We start from the raw sequence: 15,700 nt of genomic DNA on the forward strand, positions 1-15,700 counted from the left end.
ATGGCGTACAAGAAACCCCGTCCACAGCCGGCGTCAGTTGATGAACGTGAGCGCGAGGCTTTCTACAAGACGGTTGTGGATCAGATTGGAAACCGTGACAGTAGCGCCGTCGTCGTCACGATCGATCACCTGCGGAAAACGGTCGGCACTGATCTCGCCTACGCGTGGTTTCCGGTCGTCGAACGCCCAACGATTGATGCATCAGCTTCACGCGACAGGATTAATCAATTGGGGGCGCTTACCGAACACGGCGAGACGCTGTTTCTGGAGTGTAACGGGTCGTTCACCAAGGAAGTCACAGATCGGTATCTCCAAACGCTTCAGGAAAAGTTTGGCAAGAGCTTCATCGTGGTGCTGGATCAAGTTCCGAATTTCATCGCCAACAAGGTAAAGAACTTTGTTGAGGACACAGCCATTGACTTGGTATACTTCTCCGCAGAATCGCCTGAGTTGAATTCAACTGAAGAGTGCTGGCGACAGTTCACGAAGGCGCATGGAAATCAGTACTTCGGAAGTCTTGATGAACTTCGAGCCGCAATCCGGCCAGCACCGCAATCAATCGATCCACCAGGAATCTAACAATACCTCTGTCAATGAGTATCATCTTGAGAATCGAAGCCAGTTCTGTCCAGCGATTCACCAGTGTCAATCAAGATTCTATGTATAAAAATCCGGAGACCGATTATTTACTGACGACAGAGTTTCGCAGCGTACCGATACCTTCAATTTGTGCTTCAACTGTTTGGCCCGGTTCTAGAACTTCGACTGGGTCACGGAAGATCCCAACGCCACCCGGCGTTCCTGTCGAAATAACATCACCGGGGCGTAGCGTCATTGCTTCACTAATGTAGGATACCAATTCACCAATATCAAAGATGAATTGCTCAGTGTTCGAGGCCTGTTTGGTCTCGCCGTCCACACGAAGTTCGACATCGAGTCCGTTGGGATCGATATCGTCCCCAGTCGCTAGTACTGGCCCCATCGGAGCGAACGTATCGTAGCTTTTCCCGCGGAAGAACTGGCCATCGGCCTCCTGGGCATTCCGTTCGCTTACATCGTTGAGTATAGTGTAGCCTGCGAGATGATCGTATACCTCTGCTTTGTTGACAGCAGACATTGTCTCGCCGACAACGGCAGCGAGTTCGACTTCGTAGTCTACCTGTGCATCGCCATCCGGATCTGGGTGGATGATTGGGTCGGTGGGATTGGTGATGGTCGTTGGAGCCTTGCCGAAAAGCATTGGACTGTTCGGAATATCCTCATTCTGTTCCTCAGCGTGGTCACGGTAGTTGAGGCCACAGCAGATAATTTTACCAGGTTGAGGAACTGGCGCGAGCAGTGAGACTGCTTCCGGAGCGAGCATCGTCAACGAGCCGTTTTCAACCCGATTGGCAACCTGGGATCGGTAGCTCTGATTCGCAATATCAGCGAGTGTCGGTTCCCCTCCCGGAAGACCCGCGAGTGAATGAATAGCATCGTTAATCTTGAGGCCCCAAGTGGGACTCGTCCCGTCGGTGTAGCGAACAAATTGCATCATCTTATGAAGGAACCTATCTCTTCTTAAATCTTGAGATTATCCAGCGGCCAGTACTCTTCACAGAAATGCTTGAGATGATCGAGCGTAGCGCGAGATAGATGGGTTCTATTAAAATATTTATATATTCTAAAAATATATTTTTGAGTAGACTATTATTTGTGCGCTAAATCCAAATACGGAATCAGCCATTTTTATGATGGCCTCGATATATGATGCGTGTATGGAACACAACCAAAGTTCTAGTGAACTAGCTGTCTCAGAATCAACAATTCTTGAGGCTTGTGGCAATCCCAAGCTACCAAGGGTCGGTATTATCGAACAGGTCTGGGAAACTGATTCACTCGGTCCAGCCGAGATTAAATCTCACGTCAGGCAGGCTGTTGACATACTCGAGTTGGCAGACGTCCCCAACGGCGGTGAAATCGCACTTGGCGTCGGTAGTCGTGGAATCGCGAACCTCGCTAGTATCGTCGACGAGACTGTCTCCGTTTTAACAGACAAAGGGTATAATCCATTTATTTTCCCGGCAATGGGAAGTCACGGAGGTGCGACAGGAGAAGGCCAAAGGGAGATGCTTGCAGAACTAGGGGTCACAGAAAATTCAGTTAACTGTGAGATCAGGTCGAGTATGGATGTGGTGGAGGTTGGACGGACACCTGAACGGGACGTACCAGTTGTCGCCGACGCCCACGCCACCGAAGCCGATGCTATTGTACCTATCAACCGCGTAAAGCCACACACCGACTTCGATGGGGCTGTTGAGAGTGGCTTATCAAAAATGCTTGTCATCGGGATGGGAAAGCAACGCGGCGCAAAAATCGCTCATGAGTGGGCTGTCGACTGGTCATTCAGAAATATGATTCCAGAAATTGCCGGACAATTGCTGGAGGAGTTGCCCATTGTGGGTGGCATTGCTTTGGTTGAGGACCAGCACGATGACACCACTCTGATTGAGGGCGTCCCACCGAGTGGCTTTCTAGATCGTGAGCGGGAACTACTCGAGCTCTCTTACGAGATTATGCCGACACTGCCGTTCGACGAGCTTGATGTTGTCGTCTTCGATCGTCAAGGTAAGGACATCAGCGGACAAGGCCTCGACACAAATGTCATTGGTCGCCGGACCTTCGCTATCAATGAGCCGGAACCTGATTTGCCTAACATCAAACGAATTTACACCCGTGGACTGACTGAGACGACACATGGCAACGCAATGGGAGTCGGCTCTGCCGATTTTGTCCACGAAGACGTTGCAGTTGAACTGGAAGCCGAGACAACGTTAATTAATGCACTCACAGCTAGCACGGTCCGTGGAGTTCGCTTACCACCAGTCGTCGAGAGCGACCGGGCCGGGCTTGTCGCAGCGCTGTCGACGATTGGTGTTGTCGATACCGATACTGTCCGCCTCATCCGTGCTAGGGACACTATGAATCTCGATCAGCTGATTGCCTCCGAGGCGCTTGTCGAGGAAGCGCGAACGCGAGAGGATCTGCGCGTCATAGCTGACCCGTCACCTCTCGAATTTACAGATGGCGAATTTGCTGCTCCATCCTTCAAAAAGTAATCGAACAGCAAGGTTAGCGATACACACCGAGTACCAGTCCGTGGACCAGTGCACCTACAAGTTTTATTACCTGGGGTGTAAATAATATATATATAGTGATAATCAAGGTGGAGTGAGCTGCGTTAGTCTTCATTACGATGAAGTAACTGACATATGTTCCCCACCGTGGAAATCATATAACTATGACATACAGGGCTGGAATTATTGGATCCGGCGGAATCGCAGGCATGGGTATTCTCGGTATGCACGACGAAGAGGCTATCGGGAAGGAAAAAATTGACGCGAGCCACGCAGGTGGTTATGCAAGTACTGAGGAAGTCGAACTGGTCGCCGTAGCTGATATCGACAAGGAAAAACTAAACCGGTTCGGAGAGGCATGGGAGATCCCAAAAGAGCGGCAGTACGTTGGTCATGAAGCAATGCTGGCCAACGAAGATCTCGACGTGGTCTCTGTGTGTACGCCGTCGTTCCTCCATGAAGAACACACGATCGCGGCGGCCCGCTCTAGCGCATCCCCGGATGTCATTTGGTGCGAGAAACCGATCGCCTCCCGGGTTAGTGCAGCTGAGGAAATGGTTGCTGCATGCGAGGAGACAGAAACGGAACTAGTTGTCAACCATTCTTTCCGTTTTACCGACAAACTTCAGCGGCTCTACCAGCTGGTCTCGAAGAGAGATCTGATCGGTGAAGTGAAGTCGGTCAGCACTCAGTACCGTATGGAACTGATGCGTAACTCAACGCACGTTCTAGATACGCTCGTGTATCTCTTGGACGCCAGAGCTGACCAGGTGAGCGGTTACATCACCGGGGAGAATGAGGCCGTTGACTCACTTGATGCGAATGAGACTGTGGTCGATGCTGGCGGTGGCGGGCACGTAGTTATGGATGATGGGACGTTCGTGACGATCGACTGTACAATACCACGTGAAATATCATCTATGACATTGAACTTCGTCGGCACCGAGGGTAAACTCTATCTCAACAACGATGATGGTGAGTGGCGCTACTGGGATCTGGTCGACGGAGAACACGTTGAGCGTTCACTTCCTGGCATCGACGGTGCCTGGACCTGGGAAGATGACTACAAGCAATCATTCTCCAATGCAGCTCATCATATTCAGGATTTGTTGAACGGTGAAACGGAGAACTACTCACCCGGCCTCGAAGCCACCCGGTCCTTAGAAATAATTGTAGGCTTCTATCTCTCGCATTATACTGACAGTAGTGTAGATATCCCCTTGGACAAGCCGCTTCGAGATATCTCTATCACGTCTTGGTAGCCACGCTCTGTATCATCCGCTTCACTCCAGTGTCTCGGATCCTTGTAGCTTAGTCAGTTGGTTATAGAAAAGAATATTTTTTCTCATTGACTGTGAATACTGCTGAGTGGTAGTGTGATGTCAATGTGGACAAGGTCCACGTCAACGGTTCCTAACACGGATTATCCTACCCATGTGTTTGGGTCGGAATCAAATGCACCGGACCTGCTGGAACAGGTTCGGTGACGTGACGGTATTGCCAGTCCTCACTGCCACTCAGACCGTCCAGTCAAGTCTGGAAATCGTAAATATTTGACATTATAATCACGATTATTTAGTAATTATTATAGAATGCCAGAGACGTGATTATTCCGCGCTCGAAATCGTATCTGGTCCTCCCAAGCAATATCAATGTGACTACCAAGATGTATAGATCAAGTCGACGTCTATGAAGGAAATTAGTAATTTTACTTTTGTTTCATCCTATGATAGTTAACCTCGACCCCATTACAAACATAGAGTTGTAATTTGAGCTAATATGTGGTGTCTATAACACCAGCTGTTCAGGAATACAGAACAAACATTGAGAATAACTTTCCTATTTAGTAGCCATCACTAGTGTATGAAAGGCACCGTCTAGTTGAGGAATTGAGAAGTGAGCAGGCCGTAGCGAGAGGTGTTCATGACACTCGCAGGCCAGCTCAGCGAACCGTTAGAGGAGGACAGTCAAGACGTTTGGGAGAACAAGCGCACCCCGACACCCGTCCGGCGGTTTGGGGTGCGTCTCCACACGGTGGGGCTGTCGATCATAGAAACGGTCGCCATCTTAGACCTGCTGGGTGTCGATCGCTCTCACGGTGCGGTCTGGAACTGGGTTCATACGTTGTCTGAATCCCAGAGCAACCCGCCGACTGCGTCGCCGTCGCAGGTCGCAGTCGATGAGAAACAAATCGAGGTTGACGGCGAGAAAAAGTGGCTCTACGCCGCTGTCGACACAGAGTCAAAATTACTGCTCGAAATCGACGTGTTCAGCCGCCGCGGGACTGACCTCGCGGCGGCGTTCCTGCATCGCCTCACTGAGAAACATGATGTCGCCGATTCAGTGTTTCTTGTCGATGCTGGCGGCTATTTGACTGCCCTCTCATGGCACGATCTGAGCGGTCGGTTCGACTATCGAATTCGGAATCACATCGAAAAGTGGTTCCAGACTGTGGCCATGCGGATCGACTGCTTCACTCGTTCTGGCGGGGCAGTCAATCCAGCGCGGAACAGTGGCTCCGGCGCTTCAGACACCACTACAGCCACGAACGACCGAACCAGGCACTCGACGGACGAACGCCAGCTGAGGTCATTCAGAACTAGACAGTGCCCCTCGCTTAGGATTTGTTCCTCGCAAGTACGAATCGATGCTATTCAAGACATCGTTGTTATCTCCTTAATGATCATCCGTCTTTAGCTAAGAGGAGAACCACGTGACAGCAGCGGCTTATCGAGGCTTCTTTTCGAGAGGAATGAGGAGGAGAAGTCTGTGCACAACCCTCGCTCCTCATCGAGAATCATGCGTCGGCTCACTACACTGTTTCCCTCTGAGTTCCTCGAAGAGCACGCCGAGGAACTCGGCGTGGTCGAGCGAGAGAGCAAGCTTCAGATTCCAGTCCTTGTGTGGGCGTTCGTGTTCGGCTTCGCCGCAGGCGAGAGCCGAACACTCGCTGGGTTCAGACGCTCCTACAACTCGACAGCTGACGAGACGATCTCTCCCGGCGGTTTCTATCAGCGGTTGACGCCCACGTTGGCAGAGTACCTCTGCGACCTCGTCGAGGCCGCGCTCGACGAGGTCGCTGTTCCCGACGCTGTTGACGCTGATATCGATCGGTTCCGAGACGTGATGATCGCTGACGGAACGGTGTTGCGGTTGCACCAGTTCCTTGCTGATGAGTTCCAAGCCCGTCACGAGGAGCAGGCTGGAGCGACGCTCCACCTGCTCCACAATGCTACCGACAAGACAATTGAACGGATCGATGTAACGGACGAGAAAACGCACGATAGCACGCTGTTCAAGACGGGTTCGTGGCTGCAAGGACGGCTGGTTCTGCTGGATTTAGCGTACTTCAAGTACCGCCGCTTCGCGTTGATCGACGAGAACGACGGCTACTTCGTGAGTCGGCTGAAACAGAACGTAAATCCGGTGATAACGGCGGAATTACGGGAATGGCGCGGGCGCGCCATTCCCTTGGAGGGCAAGCAGATCCAGGATGTGATCGATGACCTCTCACGGACGTACATCGACGTCGAGGTCGAAGCGGAATTCAAGCGAGGGAAGTACGAAGGGACGCGTTCGCTGGATACGAAGCGGTTCCGCGTCGTCGGCGTCCGCGACGAGGACGCCGACGACTACCACTTCTACATCACGAATCTACCGAGAGAGGAGTTTCTCCCATCAGATCTAGCAACGTTGTATCGGTGTCGGTGGGAAGTAGAGACGCTGTTCCGTGAGCTGAAGACGCAGTACGAACTGGATGAGTTCGACACAAGCAACCGTGATGTCGTGGAGATCCTGCTGTACGCGGCGTTGCTGTCACTGCTGGTAAGTCGTGAGCTGTTGGATCTGGTCACCGAACAGGCTGACGATGAGATCTTGTTTCCGCCGGAACGCTGGGCGGCGACCTTCCGGTCGCACGCCCAGCTCATCCTCAACGAACTCAGTGAGTACCTCGGCTACTCGCCACCGCCGCTGTTGGAGCGGCTGATCGAAGACGCACAGAAGATTCACCAGCAACGACCGATCTTACAGGAGACGCTCGCTACCGCCACGCAACCGAGGTGTGAGTCTAAGCTAAAGACGAATGGTCCTTCATGATTTCCGCACTATATTACTCACGCATTTGAACTTCCTTCATTTGGTATGCCTCGTTCATAAACGGTGTTGGAAGACTGGTTGTCAAACCACCATCAACAACAATGTTTTCACCGGTGATGAAGCTTGAACGTTCAGAGGCAAGGAAGAGTGTAGTGTCTGCAATCTCTTGTGGTGAACCAAACCGTCCAAGTGGATACTGATCGAGCCAGCCGTCCCGAGCACTGCTTTCTCCTGTGCGATCTTCAGTTCTTTTCATCTCCTCACGTCGATTAGCAGTTTCAATCGTCCCTGCAGAGATAACATTTGAGCGAATATCGTGTTGACCATAATGGGCAGCGATATTCCGCGAAAGAGCGAGCAATCCGCTTTTTGCTTCAGAATATCCAGAAAGTCCGATTCCGAACAAACCATTGACTGACCCCATATGGACCATTGAACCACCGCCAGCAGCCACCATTGCTGGCAAGACCTCCTTGCTCAACAGGAACTGGCTCTTGAGATTTAGATCTAACATCCTATCGAATGTCTCTTCATCGCACCTATGAATTGAATTTGCGGAATCGTCTGAGCCACCTGCGTTGTTCACCAATACTCGAATACTACCGAATTCCTCACAGGCTGTATCAACCAGTTTTCGGACTTGATCCTTTTCAGTAACATCACATTCAACAGGTACAACACGCCCATCGTGCGTATCTGTGAGTTCTTCGGCAACTGGTTTAATCCGGTCATATGATCGTGAACAGATAGCGACATCGCCACCGGCTTCAGCGAATAGCGATGCAATCTTACGACCAATTCCACGAGACGCACCAGTAACGATTGCCGGCCGATTCTGAAGTGATAACTCTACCATAGCAAGCCAATTGATGAGACCCTGCCTATTGAATTTTGTTCTGTACTGTGAGAGATGGCTTGCATCCCGATGTACTCACGCATATTCAACATCATTTGTCGTTAGATAGTAAGTCCATTTTTGTCTTCGTTCTTGCGTAGCACATTGTTGATGGAGAGCAGTCTTGCGATTCTATGCTGAACTAGGCTCAACGAGAACGAGCTGGTCAAGTGCTCAAACTACCGGGTTCAGTTATCAACCTACTACGGAACGCAGTATCAACAATCTCCTTCGGAAGAGCGTTTGTCTTACCGTTGTATTTTCGTTGATACTGTAACCAACAACGGTGGTGTAGGTGAGAAGGATGTTTTGTCGAAATGATGCGAGAAACCTCTTCTAAACACTAAAATCAGTAGTGTATAAAATACGGCCTTGTTTTAAACCCCTTCTTGTCTGGCATTTGAAAGAGGTTCTCTCTGGATTGGAACATGTGTGGAGGGAGCTACACCTATCCGGGCTTACCGCCCGACTGCCACCAGCGGTGGGGCGGTCTAATGCTGCTTCATAAGCAGCAGACTAATCAGAGCCATGCGTTCCGAAACGCTGTTGAAACATCGGCCTTCGTCCACCCTAGTCCTCTCCATGGACTTATCCGGCTTTCATTGCATCAGGACCAAGATACTGTTTTCTCCCAGACTACAACTTCAGAGTTCATAAAAGAAACCTCAATTCAACTATATTCGATATTCCTCAATTGCATCTAAGTCGACTGTGATGCCAAGACCGGGGCCACTTGGGGCAGGGAGGCTGCCATCAGAAACGTTGAAAGGTTCATCAATAATATCTGCCTCCCAAGCATAGTATGTTGAGTCAGGTGGTAGTGAGAATCCAGGAATACCACTGACTGCGTGGAGGATTGCGGCTGTCCGGACCCCAAGATCAAACGCACAGTGATGGGTAAACGGGACACCTGCTTCTTCGAGCACTGCTGCCTGCTGACGAAGTCCACTAATACCTCCCGCTGGAGTAAGGTCAAGGACAGCCACATCCATCGCACCAGCCTCAACTAACGAGAGAATATTATGCGAGATGTATGTGTCTTCGTTTGGTGCAATTGGCTGACGCAAGCGTTGGCGTAATCTCGATAAAGACCTGTGTGAGTCGACACGAATTGGTTGCTCAAGATACTGGAGATAGATCCCAGCATCTTCTAGCATCGAGCCGACACGTACAGCTTGATCGAGTGTCCAGCCCTGGTTAGGGTCTAATCGAAATTCGAGGCGGCCATCTGTCTCATCATGCATCGCTTTGATTCGCTCGACATCTTGTCGCCAATTCTCTCCAGCTTTAGTTTTAAGAACATCAAATCCAGCCTCAAGTGCTTCCCTTGCTTTCACACGAGATTCTTCAGGTGAGAGAATGCCTAAGCAGAATGCAACAGGGACCTCTGCTGGGGTCAGGTCCGCATTTGCAACTTTGGCACGATGTTGCTGAGTCCCCTGTGACGGGGCAGTCCAACCTCCAAGTAATTCATAGACTGGCTGTTCAAGAGCTTTCCCGACGATATCCCAACATGCTGTTTCAACAGCTGAAAAGAACATATCAACATTTGTGTACTCAACAAACACTTGACGACGGAGACGCTCGATCTCGAAGGGGGACTGACCGGTAATTAGTTGTCCGACACCATCTTCGATTATAGCCTCGGTAGTAGAGGGTGACAGAAACACACGCATTTCTCCCCAACCAATGATTCCCTCGTCCGTATCAACCCGAACAAGTACTCGCTCCATCGATTCGAGCTCACCATGATTTGTGGTATACGGTGCGATACCCAAATAATCGTCAAGGTCAGTTAATGGGACATCTACAGTAACCGCTGTCACGTCAGTTATCTCCATAGTTGTGAATGATTTGGGGGGGAGTAAGAAAGTATCGCTTGTCACAAATCATCGGTGTTCGTTGCTGCCGCGATCCACTCCAAACTATGCTCAGGTAGGAGACCATAGTTATAGAAAGATACGCGAGGCACCTCCTCAGTTCGGAGCGAATCTACAATGTCAATGAGTGTCTTTTCTTTGTGGATCGCTGGATGACCTGGGAGAAGGCCCACATGAAGAGGAACATCAGGAATTAACTCATCGACCGTCCGATACTGGTCCAGTACTGACTCACGAGAAGACTCATATGCTGGTAGGCAATAGTAATCTACGTGCTCTGACAATTGATTGAGATCAGAACCCACTATCCACTCTCGGCCGGGTTCAGGTATACCAACATAATAGCCGAGAGGAACTGACCCACTAGCCGATGCCAGCTTTTCGTAGAGAGATGAAAGTGTGTTTTCCCGGACGCTAACGTAGTCATACACTGCGTCGTTCTCCCGAATCCACAGTTCAGGTGAGAGATCGTGTGGGATAGATCCACCAATGATACTGTCTATTGTTTTGACGACTTTTTCTCGAACAAATTGGATATCGACCCCAGCGTCAGCGGCAGCGTCCTGACAGTAGTCACAGAAACAAAGGCCAAATAAAAATTCACCCAAAGTGCCTAATTGTGTGTGATTCTTCTGATGATGCCAACCGAACCCAGTTCCGTAGAAGTAGTCAAAAGTTTCTAATTCAATACGGTGAAAATTTTCGCGCGTAGCCAAATCCTCAATAAGTGAGATTAGGTAGTGTTGTACATCAGGATTGGACGGGCAGAGACCAAAAACTAAGTCATCACCATAAGCGGATGTCAAAGTCACATCACGGTGTTGCATTCCAAGCCGTGAATTGTGACAGCCAATAGTCCAAGATGTCAACTTCACGTCTGACAGCTCTGCAGCGATATCTGCAACCCAGTCACCCATCATCTCTGAATATGGTACCGGCTTGAGCTTCCCATAATTATCCCCGGGAGTGAAATACGAACTCGCTCGGGCAAACAGAGTTCGTCGCTCGGGATTATGAGGTAGAAAAGCCTGTACAGAGTGATAATTGGTAGCCAGATTTATTTCACTGATACCTAATTCCGTGAGTCGGGTAGAGACACGATTAGGACCCTCTGCCAGAATGTCCCAGGGATAAGCCCATGTGGAAAATTCCATACAAACACCTCTATCAGGGAGGCAATAAAAGTACAGGTAGTATTCATAGTTGTGTGCACAAATATCTAGAGACAGAATACATGTACAAAAAATGAGATGGTTGGGAGGCACTGTCTAATTGAGCGAGTTCAAAAAGTGAGGAGGTAGCGAGGAGCGCTCATAGACTCACAGACCACCTCAGAGAGACAATGGATCAGGACATGGAAGACGTTTGGGAGAATGAGCGCACTCCGACATCCATCCAGCGGTTAGGGGGTGCCTCTCCACACTGCGAGACTGTCAATAAGATGTACTGTAACTAATATTGACCTGCTGGGTGTCGACCGTTCTTATGGTGCAGTCTGAAACTGGGTTCATATGCTGTTCGACTCTCAGGTCGACGAGAAACAAATCGAAGTAGACGGCGAAAAGAAGTGGTTGTGCGTTGCTGTCGATACTGAGTCAATGTTGCTGCGCGAAATCAACATTTTTGCCGCCACGGGATGACCCCGCGACAGCGTTCCTGCACCAGATGACTCAGAAACACGATGTCGCCGAGTCAATGTTTCTCGTTGATGCTGGCGGCTATCTGACTGCCCTCTCAGGTCACGATTTGAGCGGTCGACTCGACTATTGAATCCGGAACCACATCGAAAAGTGGTTCCAGACTGTGGCCATACGAAGCGACCGCTTTCACTCCTTCCGGAAGGGAGTCAATCAAGCGCGGAACAGTGTTTACGACGCTTCAGACACTTAACCACGAAAGACCAAACCAAGCACTCGACGACAAAACACCAGCAGAGGTCATCCAGAACTAGATTGTACCGTAGAGATAGAATGATAGTACAGGTACAGTTTTTCAAAATATAATTCTTATAAATTTTTATATAGTATAAATATATTTGTCATGTATTATAAGTTATATTCATGTATAGCGACTAATAACGCGGCGAGCTCTTCGCTTATAATCGATAGTATCTGCTGACCCTTCTCAGCACTAGCCTTTTCTGCTGCACCGATTGCACCCGATTCAGAGTAGAAATCAAACGAACGGTACACACCGATGGATCCACCGTCAAGCAGATCTTGGCTAGCCCACCGATATGGATCATCGAGGGGCTCACTGTCAGATTCCCCCATTTCAGTGACAAGATCTGGCCGGAGGGCGAGCATAAGAGATGTTTCGAATTCTCCACCGTGCGCCATACCACCAGTACCACTATCTCGAATTTGGTCAATTCGATCCGATGCTAATTCGAAATATGTCGTCCCCAAAATTTCAGCATTGGTGTCAGTACCGACTGTACTAACGACTGATGAAATCAATGGCCCGTTACCACCGTGTCCATTGACAAACAACACAGCATCGAATCCATTTTCAAGACCAGTACTGGCGATATTTTCTAGCATCTTTCGTAACTGTTCAAAGTCGAGTGACAACGTCCCACCAAACACGAGGTGGTGTGGCGAGAAACCGCTCCAAACTGGCGGCGTCACTACAGCTGGGACATCATCAAGTTGATTGACGGCAGCATCGACGATAGCTTCAGCGAGAATCGTATCTGTAGCCACTGGTAGATGGTTTCCATGTTGTTCGATACTGCCGACAGGAATTACTAGGATCGACCCGTGTTTTTTACCAACGCTTCGAATCTCATTGGCGGTCATCCCGGCAAATTCTTTCGGATTCTGACCGATGGTTTCGTACATCATAGTGAGTTACATCCTCATCGAGGACCTCTATGCGCTCGTTATCAGTGGGACGAGGTCCACGTTTACGTATTGAACTCAAACGTAATATTCGCATCGAATACTCCGTGTTGTTGGCTTCAATCCTGGGTCAAGATTTCGGGCATTCGCCCCTACCATCTGTAAATGGCGATAACAGCGTAGCGTCAACACGTGCGAGAGCCACGCGTCGCAGATGCGACGGTGGCTCTCGCCCCACCGAGGTATCTCCAAAGACAAGCTAACACAGTATCTTAGAGCGTTTCAGCTACGCCGGGAGCTGTTTCGGAAACCCGGCCGAGACGCTCTCAAACACGCTGTTCGAGCGACTCTGTGAAATCAACAATGTGCTACGGATGAGCGATAATAATTATATAGAGGTTTGGCTTAGTTGGGCCAATTCGATTCCTGGAGGCCGGACATCATACCAGCTAGTTATTACCGAATCCCGTGGAAACTTGAGCTATGATATTAGTTTTGGCTCAAGGTCAGTGCGTGCGTTCTTCCCTTAGAACCGCCTACGTCCACTTCAATTTCAACATTGGGATGGAGTTGAGTGACACTAATGGACTCGTCGCTGTGGGCAACAGATCCCATTTTTCGATCAAGTTCAATAGTCAGAACTTCTTGGGTTCGGGTGGGGTCAGAGATAGCTACATGTAATTCGTTTGAATTACGTTCCAGCATTACTGAAGCGGGACCACTCACTACCATATTTTCGAAGTGCCCTGGTGAAGATGTAATAGAGCCTTTTTCCCAGAAATTAGCGGTGGAAATAGATAAGCGAGGCACCGAGACGGCTTGCACATTAGAATTGTTTCGAATTATCTTATAATCGGGATCTTGACTCCGTTCCCGGGTCTCTTCTGGATTAGAATCTGGTAGGAGAGCATATGCATATGTCTCGTTATTAGGACCAGCCCCATGGTCGTAATATAACGTCTGGTATCGGCGCGTGACCTCCGGGTAATCCTCTGGTGTAGATGCCGGATTAATATCTTGCCAAGCACCAGTACGATCCTCACGTAGAACATTCACACTATGACTTTCAGGGAAGTGATATCCTCCCACACCTTCTAGATGGGCCCAATCGGGATTTTCGTAGGTCTCGGACCAAGTGGGAGAGTTTTTATTATCTCCATCAATGGTGAACTCATCATCTCCATCTTTATGGAGATTCCTGTTCTCAATGATTGTTTCTACAGCATTGCTTTCATTACTAGAGATGTCTGCACCAAGTGCTATAACTAAATCATCAAGGAGGACCCATGATTTCTTCGCGGACAATGTACTTTTTTCGGCATCTAATCTCATGCCTGCGATCCCGAATTTTTCTTGCAGTTCTGCTCCACCAACCCATTTAGTTTCAGGAGTCGTGGATTCCCACCCCGGAAGATCTTCGCGCTCTTGCGTATCAACCGTAATTCCTGGCAGTCGATATGGATCCACAGTAGGCCAGAAATCATCGGTATAGTGCCCCTGATTTTCTTCGTTATATAGATAAGTCATCCCATCTCCCTGGTACCACCCATGGAGATTTTCGTCATTACCCGATTCATATCTCGCAATTCTTTCTGAGCACATACTAATTACATATGTCCAGTTATTTCGGCTATGAACTACCCGATCCATATTGTGGAACTGTTTATGATTTACGGGCTCTGACTTAGCCGAGATAGATGAATCTTTTATAATATTATTGGCTAGCGTGGTCTCCAAAATATTGGCATCATGGAAATAATCATCCCAATCATCGTTTTCGATCCATCCCTTTGCATACGATTTCAATTCTCCCTTATACGGTTCAGGAGCTGATTCGGCTAGTCTGAGGATATCTGCTGTCATCGCATGTCCTCTCCAATGATCCTGGGAATTATACCGACTTATTGAACGTCCACTAACAGCGTCCATCATGAGGCCCTTATACATAAACGGAGCGATGGACTTGCTAACTGACTTGTATATGATTTCTGCATCTTTATCCAACTCCCATTCCGATTCAGCAAATACCAAAAGTAGTTCCGCTAACCCTTGAAGCAGGATTCTTCCATAAGTTCCAATGTATGGAATATTGTCGTGGAAAACATATGAACCATCCCTATAGAAGCCATTGCCATCCTCGACGTACGAGAAGATATTGCTATTTACCACGGCTTCTCGAGCCTCACTGATTTTTTCGCCATTTTTACCCAGGATCCCACGTAGAGCGAGATTCACAACCTCATCCATTAGGTTCGTTCCGTTCAGTTCGACTTTTTTCGTATATGGCTCATAGCTAGATCTGCGATAATTTGGATCTTCAAGGAAATGGTCAATTGCGCTCATATATTTAGATATCTGTTCTTCAGTGAGTTCAGAGTAGATTAGCGTACAAATCTTTGTTAGGCGAGCAGGGATCCCAATTTCCCAAGGCCACCAGTTCCCAAATCGTTCTCCATTTTCGTTGTAAACACGTTGGTGAATGAACTCGAGACCATCAATAATGGCCTCAGCAAGGCCACCATCGTTCTGTAGACCCGCCCCAGGTGTCGCGTACGCAAGGGACATTTGATACAGTCGCTGATAGCTATCAGTGATGTCTGAGGGAGCTAGCAAGCCACCAGAAGTTGGGATTGAAAGATCTTCCCAAAGTTTTGTTCGATCGTCGGAAACAATCATATTGTCCCAATGATCTTTTGCAGTATCATTAATATTCTCAATGTCAGATTCATAGGCTGGATCGTCTGGCTGAATATCGCCCCCAGTCAGGTAATCCTTCCATCGTAGACGTAGACGATCAAATTCGTCTGCATCTTCAGTGGCAGCACTCGAAGAAATGGGCAATAGCGGCGCTGCTAACGCGGCCCCTGA

Annotated in this window: 10 protein-coding genes and 3 pseudogenes; 7 read left to right on the top strand and 6 right to left on the bottom strand. The window is 49.1% G+C overall.

Going from position 1 to position 15,700, the window contains the following annotated elements:
- The coding region (locus tag Hhyl2_RS20120) for an IS630 family transposase (protein ID WP_483552593.1) at positions 1-579 on the top strand (579 nt) is incomplete at its 5' end.
- A 103-nt stretch (positions 580-682) separates the two neighbouring features.
- Here Hhyl2_RS20120 and Hhyl2_RS20125 read toward each other — a convergent pair.
- Positions 683-1,534: a fumarylacetoacetate hydrolase family protein gene (locus Hhyl2_RS20125; protein WP_483552594.1), complete on the bottom strand. Its 852-nt coding sequence runs from the start codon at positions 1,532-1,534 to the stop codon at positions 683-685.
- Between the two features lie 223 nt (positions 1,535-1,757).
- Between Hhyl2_RS20125 and Hhyl2_RS20130 the strand changes: the two genes are divergently transcribed.
- The 4 genes and pseudogenes from Hhyl2_RS20130 (at position 1,758) to Hhyl2_RS20145 (ending at position 7,214) form a co-directional block, all read left to right on the top strand.
- A complete protein-coding gene (locus Hhyl2_RS20130; protein WP_483552595.1) occupies positions 1,758-3,098 on the top strand; it encodes a nickel pincer cofactor-dependent isomerase, group 22 in 1,341 nt (446 codons plus the stop codon).
- 182 nt (positions 3,099-3,280) lie between these two features.
- On the top strand, positions 3,281-4,378 hold the full coding sequence (locus Hhyl2_RS20135; RefSeq protein WP_483552596.1) for a Gfo/Idh/MocA family protein: 1,098 nt from the start codon (positions 3,281-3,283) through the stop codon (positions 4,376-4,378).
- 661 nt (positions 4,379-5,039) lie between these two features.
- Positions 5,040-5,719, top strand: a pseudogene (locus Hhyl2_RS20140) (IS6 family transposase).
- A gap of 196 nt (positions 5,720-5,915) precedes the next feature.
- A complete protein-coding gene (locus Hhyl2_RS20145; RefSeq protein ID WP_483552597.1) occupies positions 5,916-7,214 on the top strand; it encodes an IS4 family transposase in 1,299 nt (432 codons plus the stop codon).
- Between the two features lie 13 nt (positions 7,215-7,227).
- On the opposite strand, the gene Hhyl2_RS20150 is transcribed toward Hhyl2_RS20145, so the two are convergent.
- From Hhyl2_RS20150 to Hhyl2_RS20160, 3 genes are all read right to left on the bottom strand, one after another.
- Positions 7,228-8,070 carry an SDR family NAD(P)-dependent oxidoreductase gene (locus Hhyl2_RS20150; RefSeq protein WP_483552598.1) on the bottom strand — a complete coding sequence of 281 codons (843 nt, stop codon included), beginning with the start codon at positions 8,068-8,070 and terminating at the stop codon, positions 7,228-7,230.
- A 713-nt stretch (positions 8,071-8,783) separates the two neighbouring features.
- Positions 8,784-9,950: a mandelate racemase/muconate lactonizing enzyme family protein gene (locus Hhyl2_RS20155; protein ID WP_483552599.1), complete on the bottom strand. Its 1,167-nt coding sequence runs from the start codon at positions 9,948-9,950 to the stop codon at positions 8,784-8,786.
- A 41-nt stretch (positions 9,951-9,991) separates the two neighbouring features.
- Positions 9,992-11,143 carry a hypothetical protein gene (locus Hhyl2_RS20160; protein WP_483552600.1) on the bottom strand — a complete coding sequence of 384 codons (1,152 nt, stop codon included), beginning with the start codon at positions 11,141-11,143 and terminating at the stop codon, positions 9,992-9,994.
- Positions 11,144-11,331: 188 nt separating this feature from the next.
- Between Hhyl2_RS20160 and Hhyl2_RS20165 the strand changes: the two are divergent.
- Positions 11,332-11,940, top strand: a pseudogene (locus Hhyl2_RS20165) (transposase domain-containing protein).
- A gap of 94 nt (positions 11,941-12,034) precedes the next feature.
- On the opposite strand, the gene Hhyl2_RS20170 reads toward Hhyl2_RS20165, so the two are convergent.
- Positions 12,035-12,835, bottom strand: a complete 801-nt coding sequence (locus tag Hhyl2_RS20170; RefSeq protein ID WP_483552601.1) for a creatininase family protein — start codon at positions 12,833-12,835, stop codon at positions 12,035-12,037.
- 181 nt (positions 12,836-13,016) lie between these two features.
- On the opposite strand from Hhyl2_RS20170, the pseudogene Hhyl2_RS20175 reads away from it, so the two are divergent.
- Positions 13,017-13,187, top strand: a pseudogene (locus Hhyl2_RS20175) (IS1595 family transposase); the annotation flags it as partial.
- Positions 13,188-13,321: 134 nt separating this feature from the next.
- Here the strand turns inward: Hhyl2_RS20175 and Hhyl2_RS20180 are convergent.
- A complete protein-coding gene (locus Hhyl2_RS20180; RefSeq protein ID WP_483552602.1) occupies positions 13,322-15,673 on the bottom strand; it encodes a polysaccharide lyase 8 family protein in 2,352 nt (783 codons plus the stop codon).
- Positions 15,674-15,700 lie beyond the last annotated feature (27 nt).

The sequence above is a fragment of the Haloarcula sp. H-hyl2 genome (assembly GCF_056934385.1).

Bases quoted from the DNA above. Each gene is read 5' to 3' on its own strand.
- Hhyl2_RS20125 (WP_483552594.1), bottom strand. From the start codon at position 1,534: ATGCAATTTGTTCGCTACACCGACGGGACGAGTCCCACTTGGGGCCTC.
- Hhyl2_RS20130 (WP_483552595.1), top strand. From the start codon at position 1,758: ATGGAACACAACCAAAGTTCTAGTGAACTAGCTGTCTCAGAATCAACA.
- Hhyl2_RS20135 (WP_483552596.1), top strand. From the start codon at position 3,281: ATGACATACAGGGCTGGAATTATTGGATCCGGCGGAATCGCAGGCATG.
- Hhyl2_RS20145 (WP_483552597.1), top strand. From the start codon at position 5,916: ATGCGTCGGCTCACTACACTGTTTCCCTCTGAGTTCCTCGAAGAGCAC.
- Hhyl2_RS20150 (WP_483552598.1), bottom strand. From the start codon at position 8,070: ATGGTAGAGTTATCACTTCAGAATCGGCCGGCAATCGTTACTGGTGCG.
- Hhyl2_RS20155 (WP_483552599.1), bottom strand. From the start codon at position 9,950: ATGGAGATAACTGACGTGACAGCGGTTACTGTAGATGTCCCATTAACT.
- Hhyl2_RS20160 (WP_483552600.1), bottom strand. From the start codon at position 11,143: ATGGAATTTTCCACATGGGCTTATCCCTGGGACATTCTGGCAGAGGGT.
- Hhyl2_RS20170 (WP_483552601.1), bottom strand. From the start codon at position 12,835: ATGATGTACGAAACCATCGGTCAGAATCCGAAAGAATTTGCCGGGATG.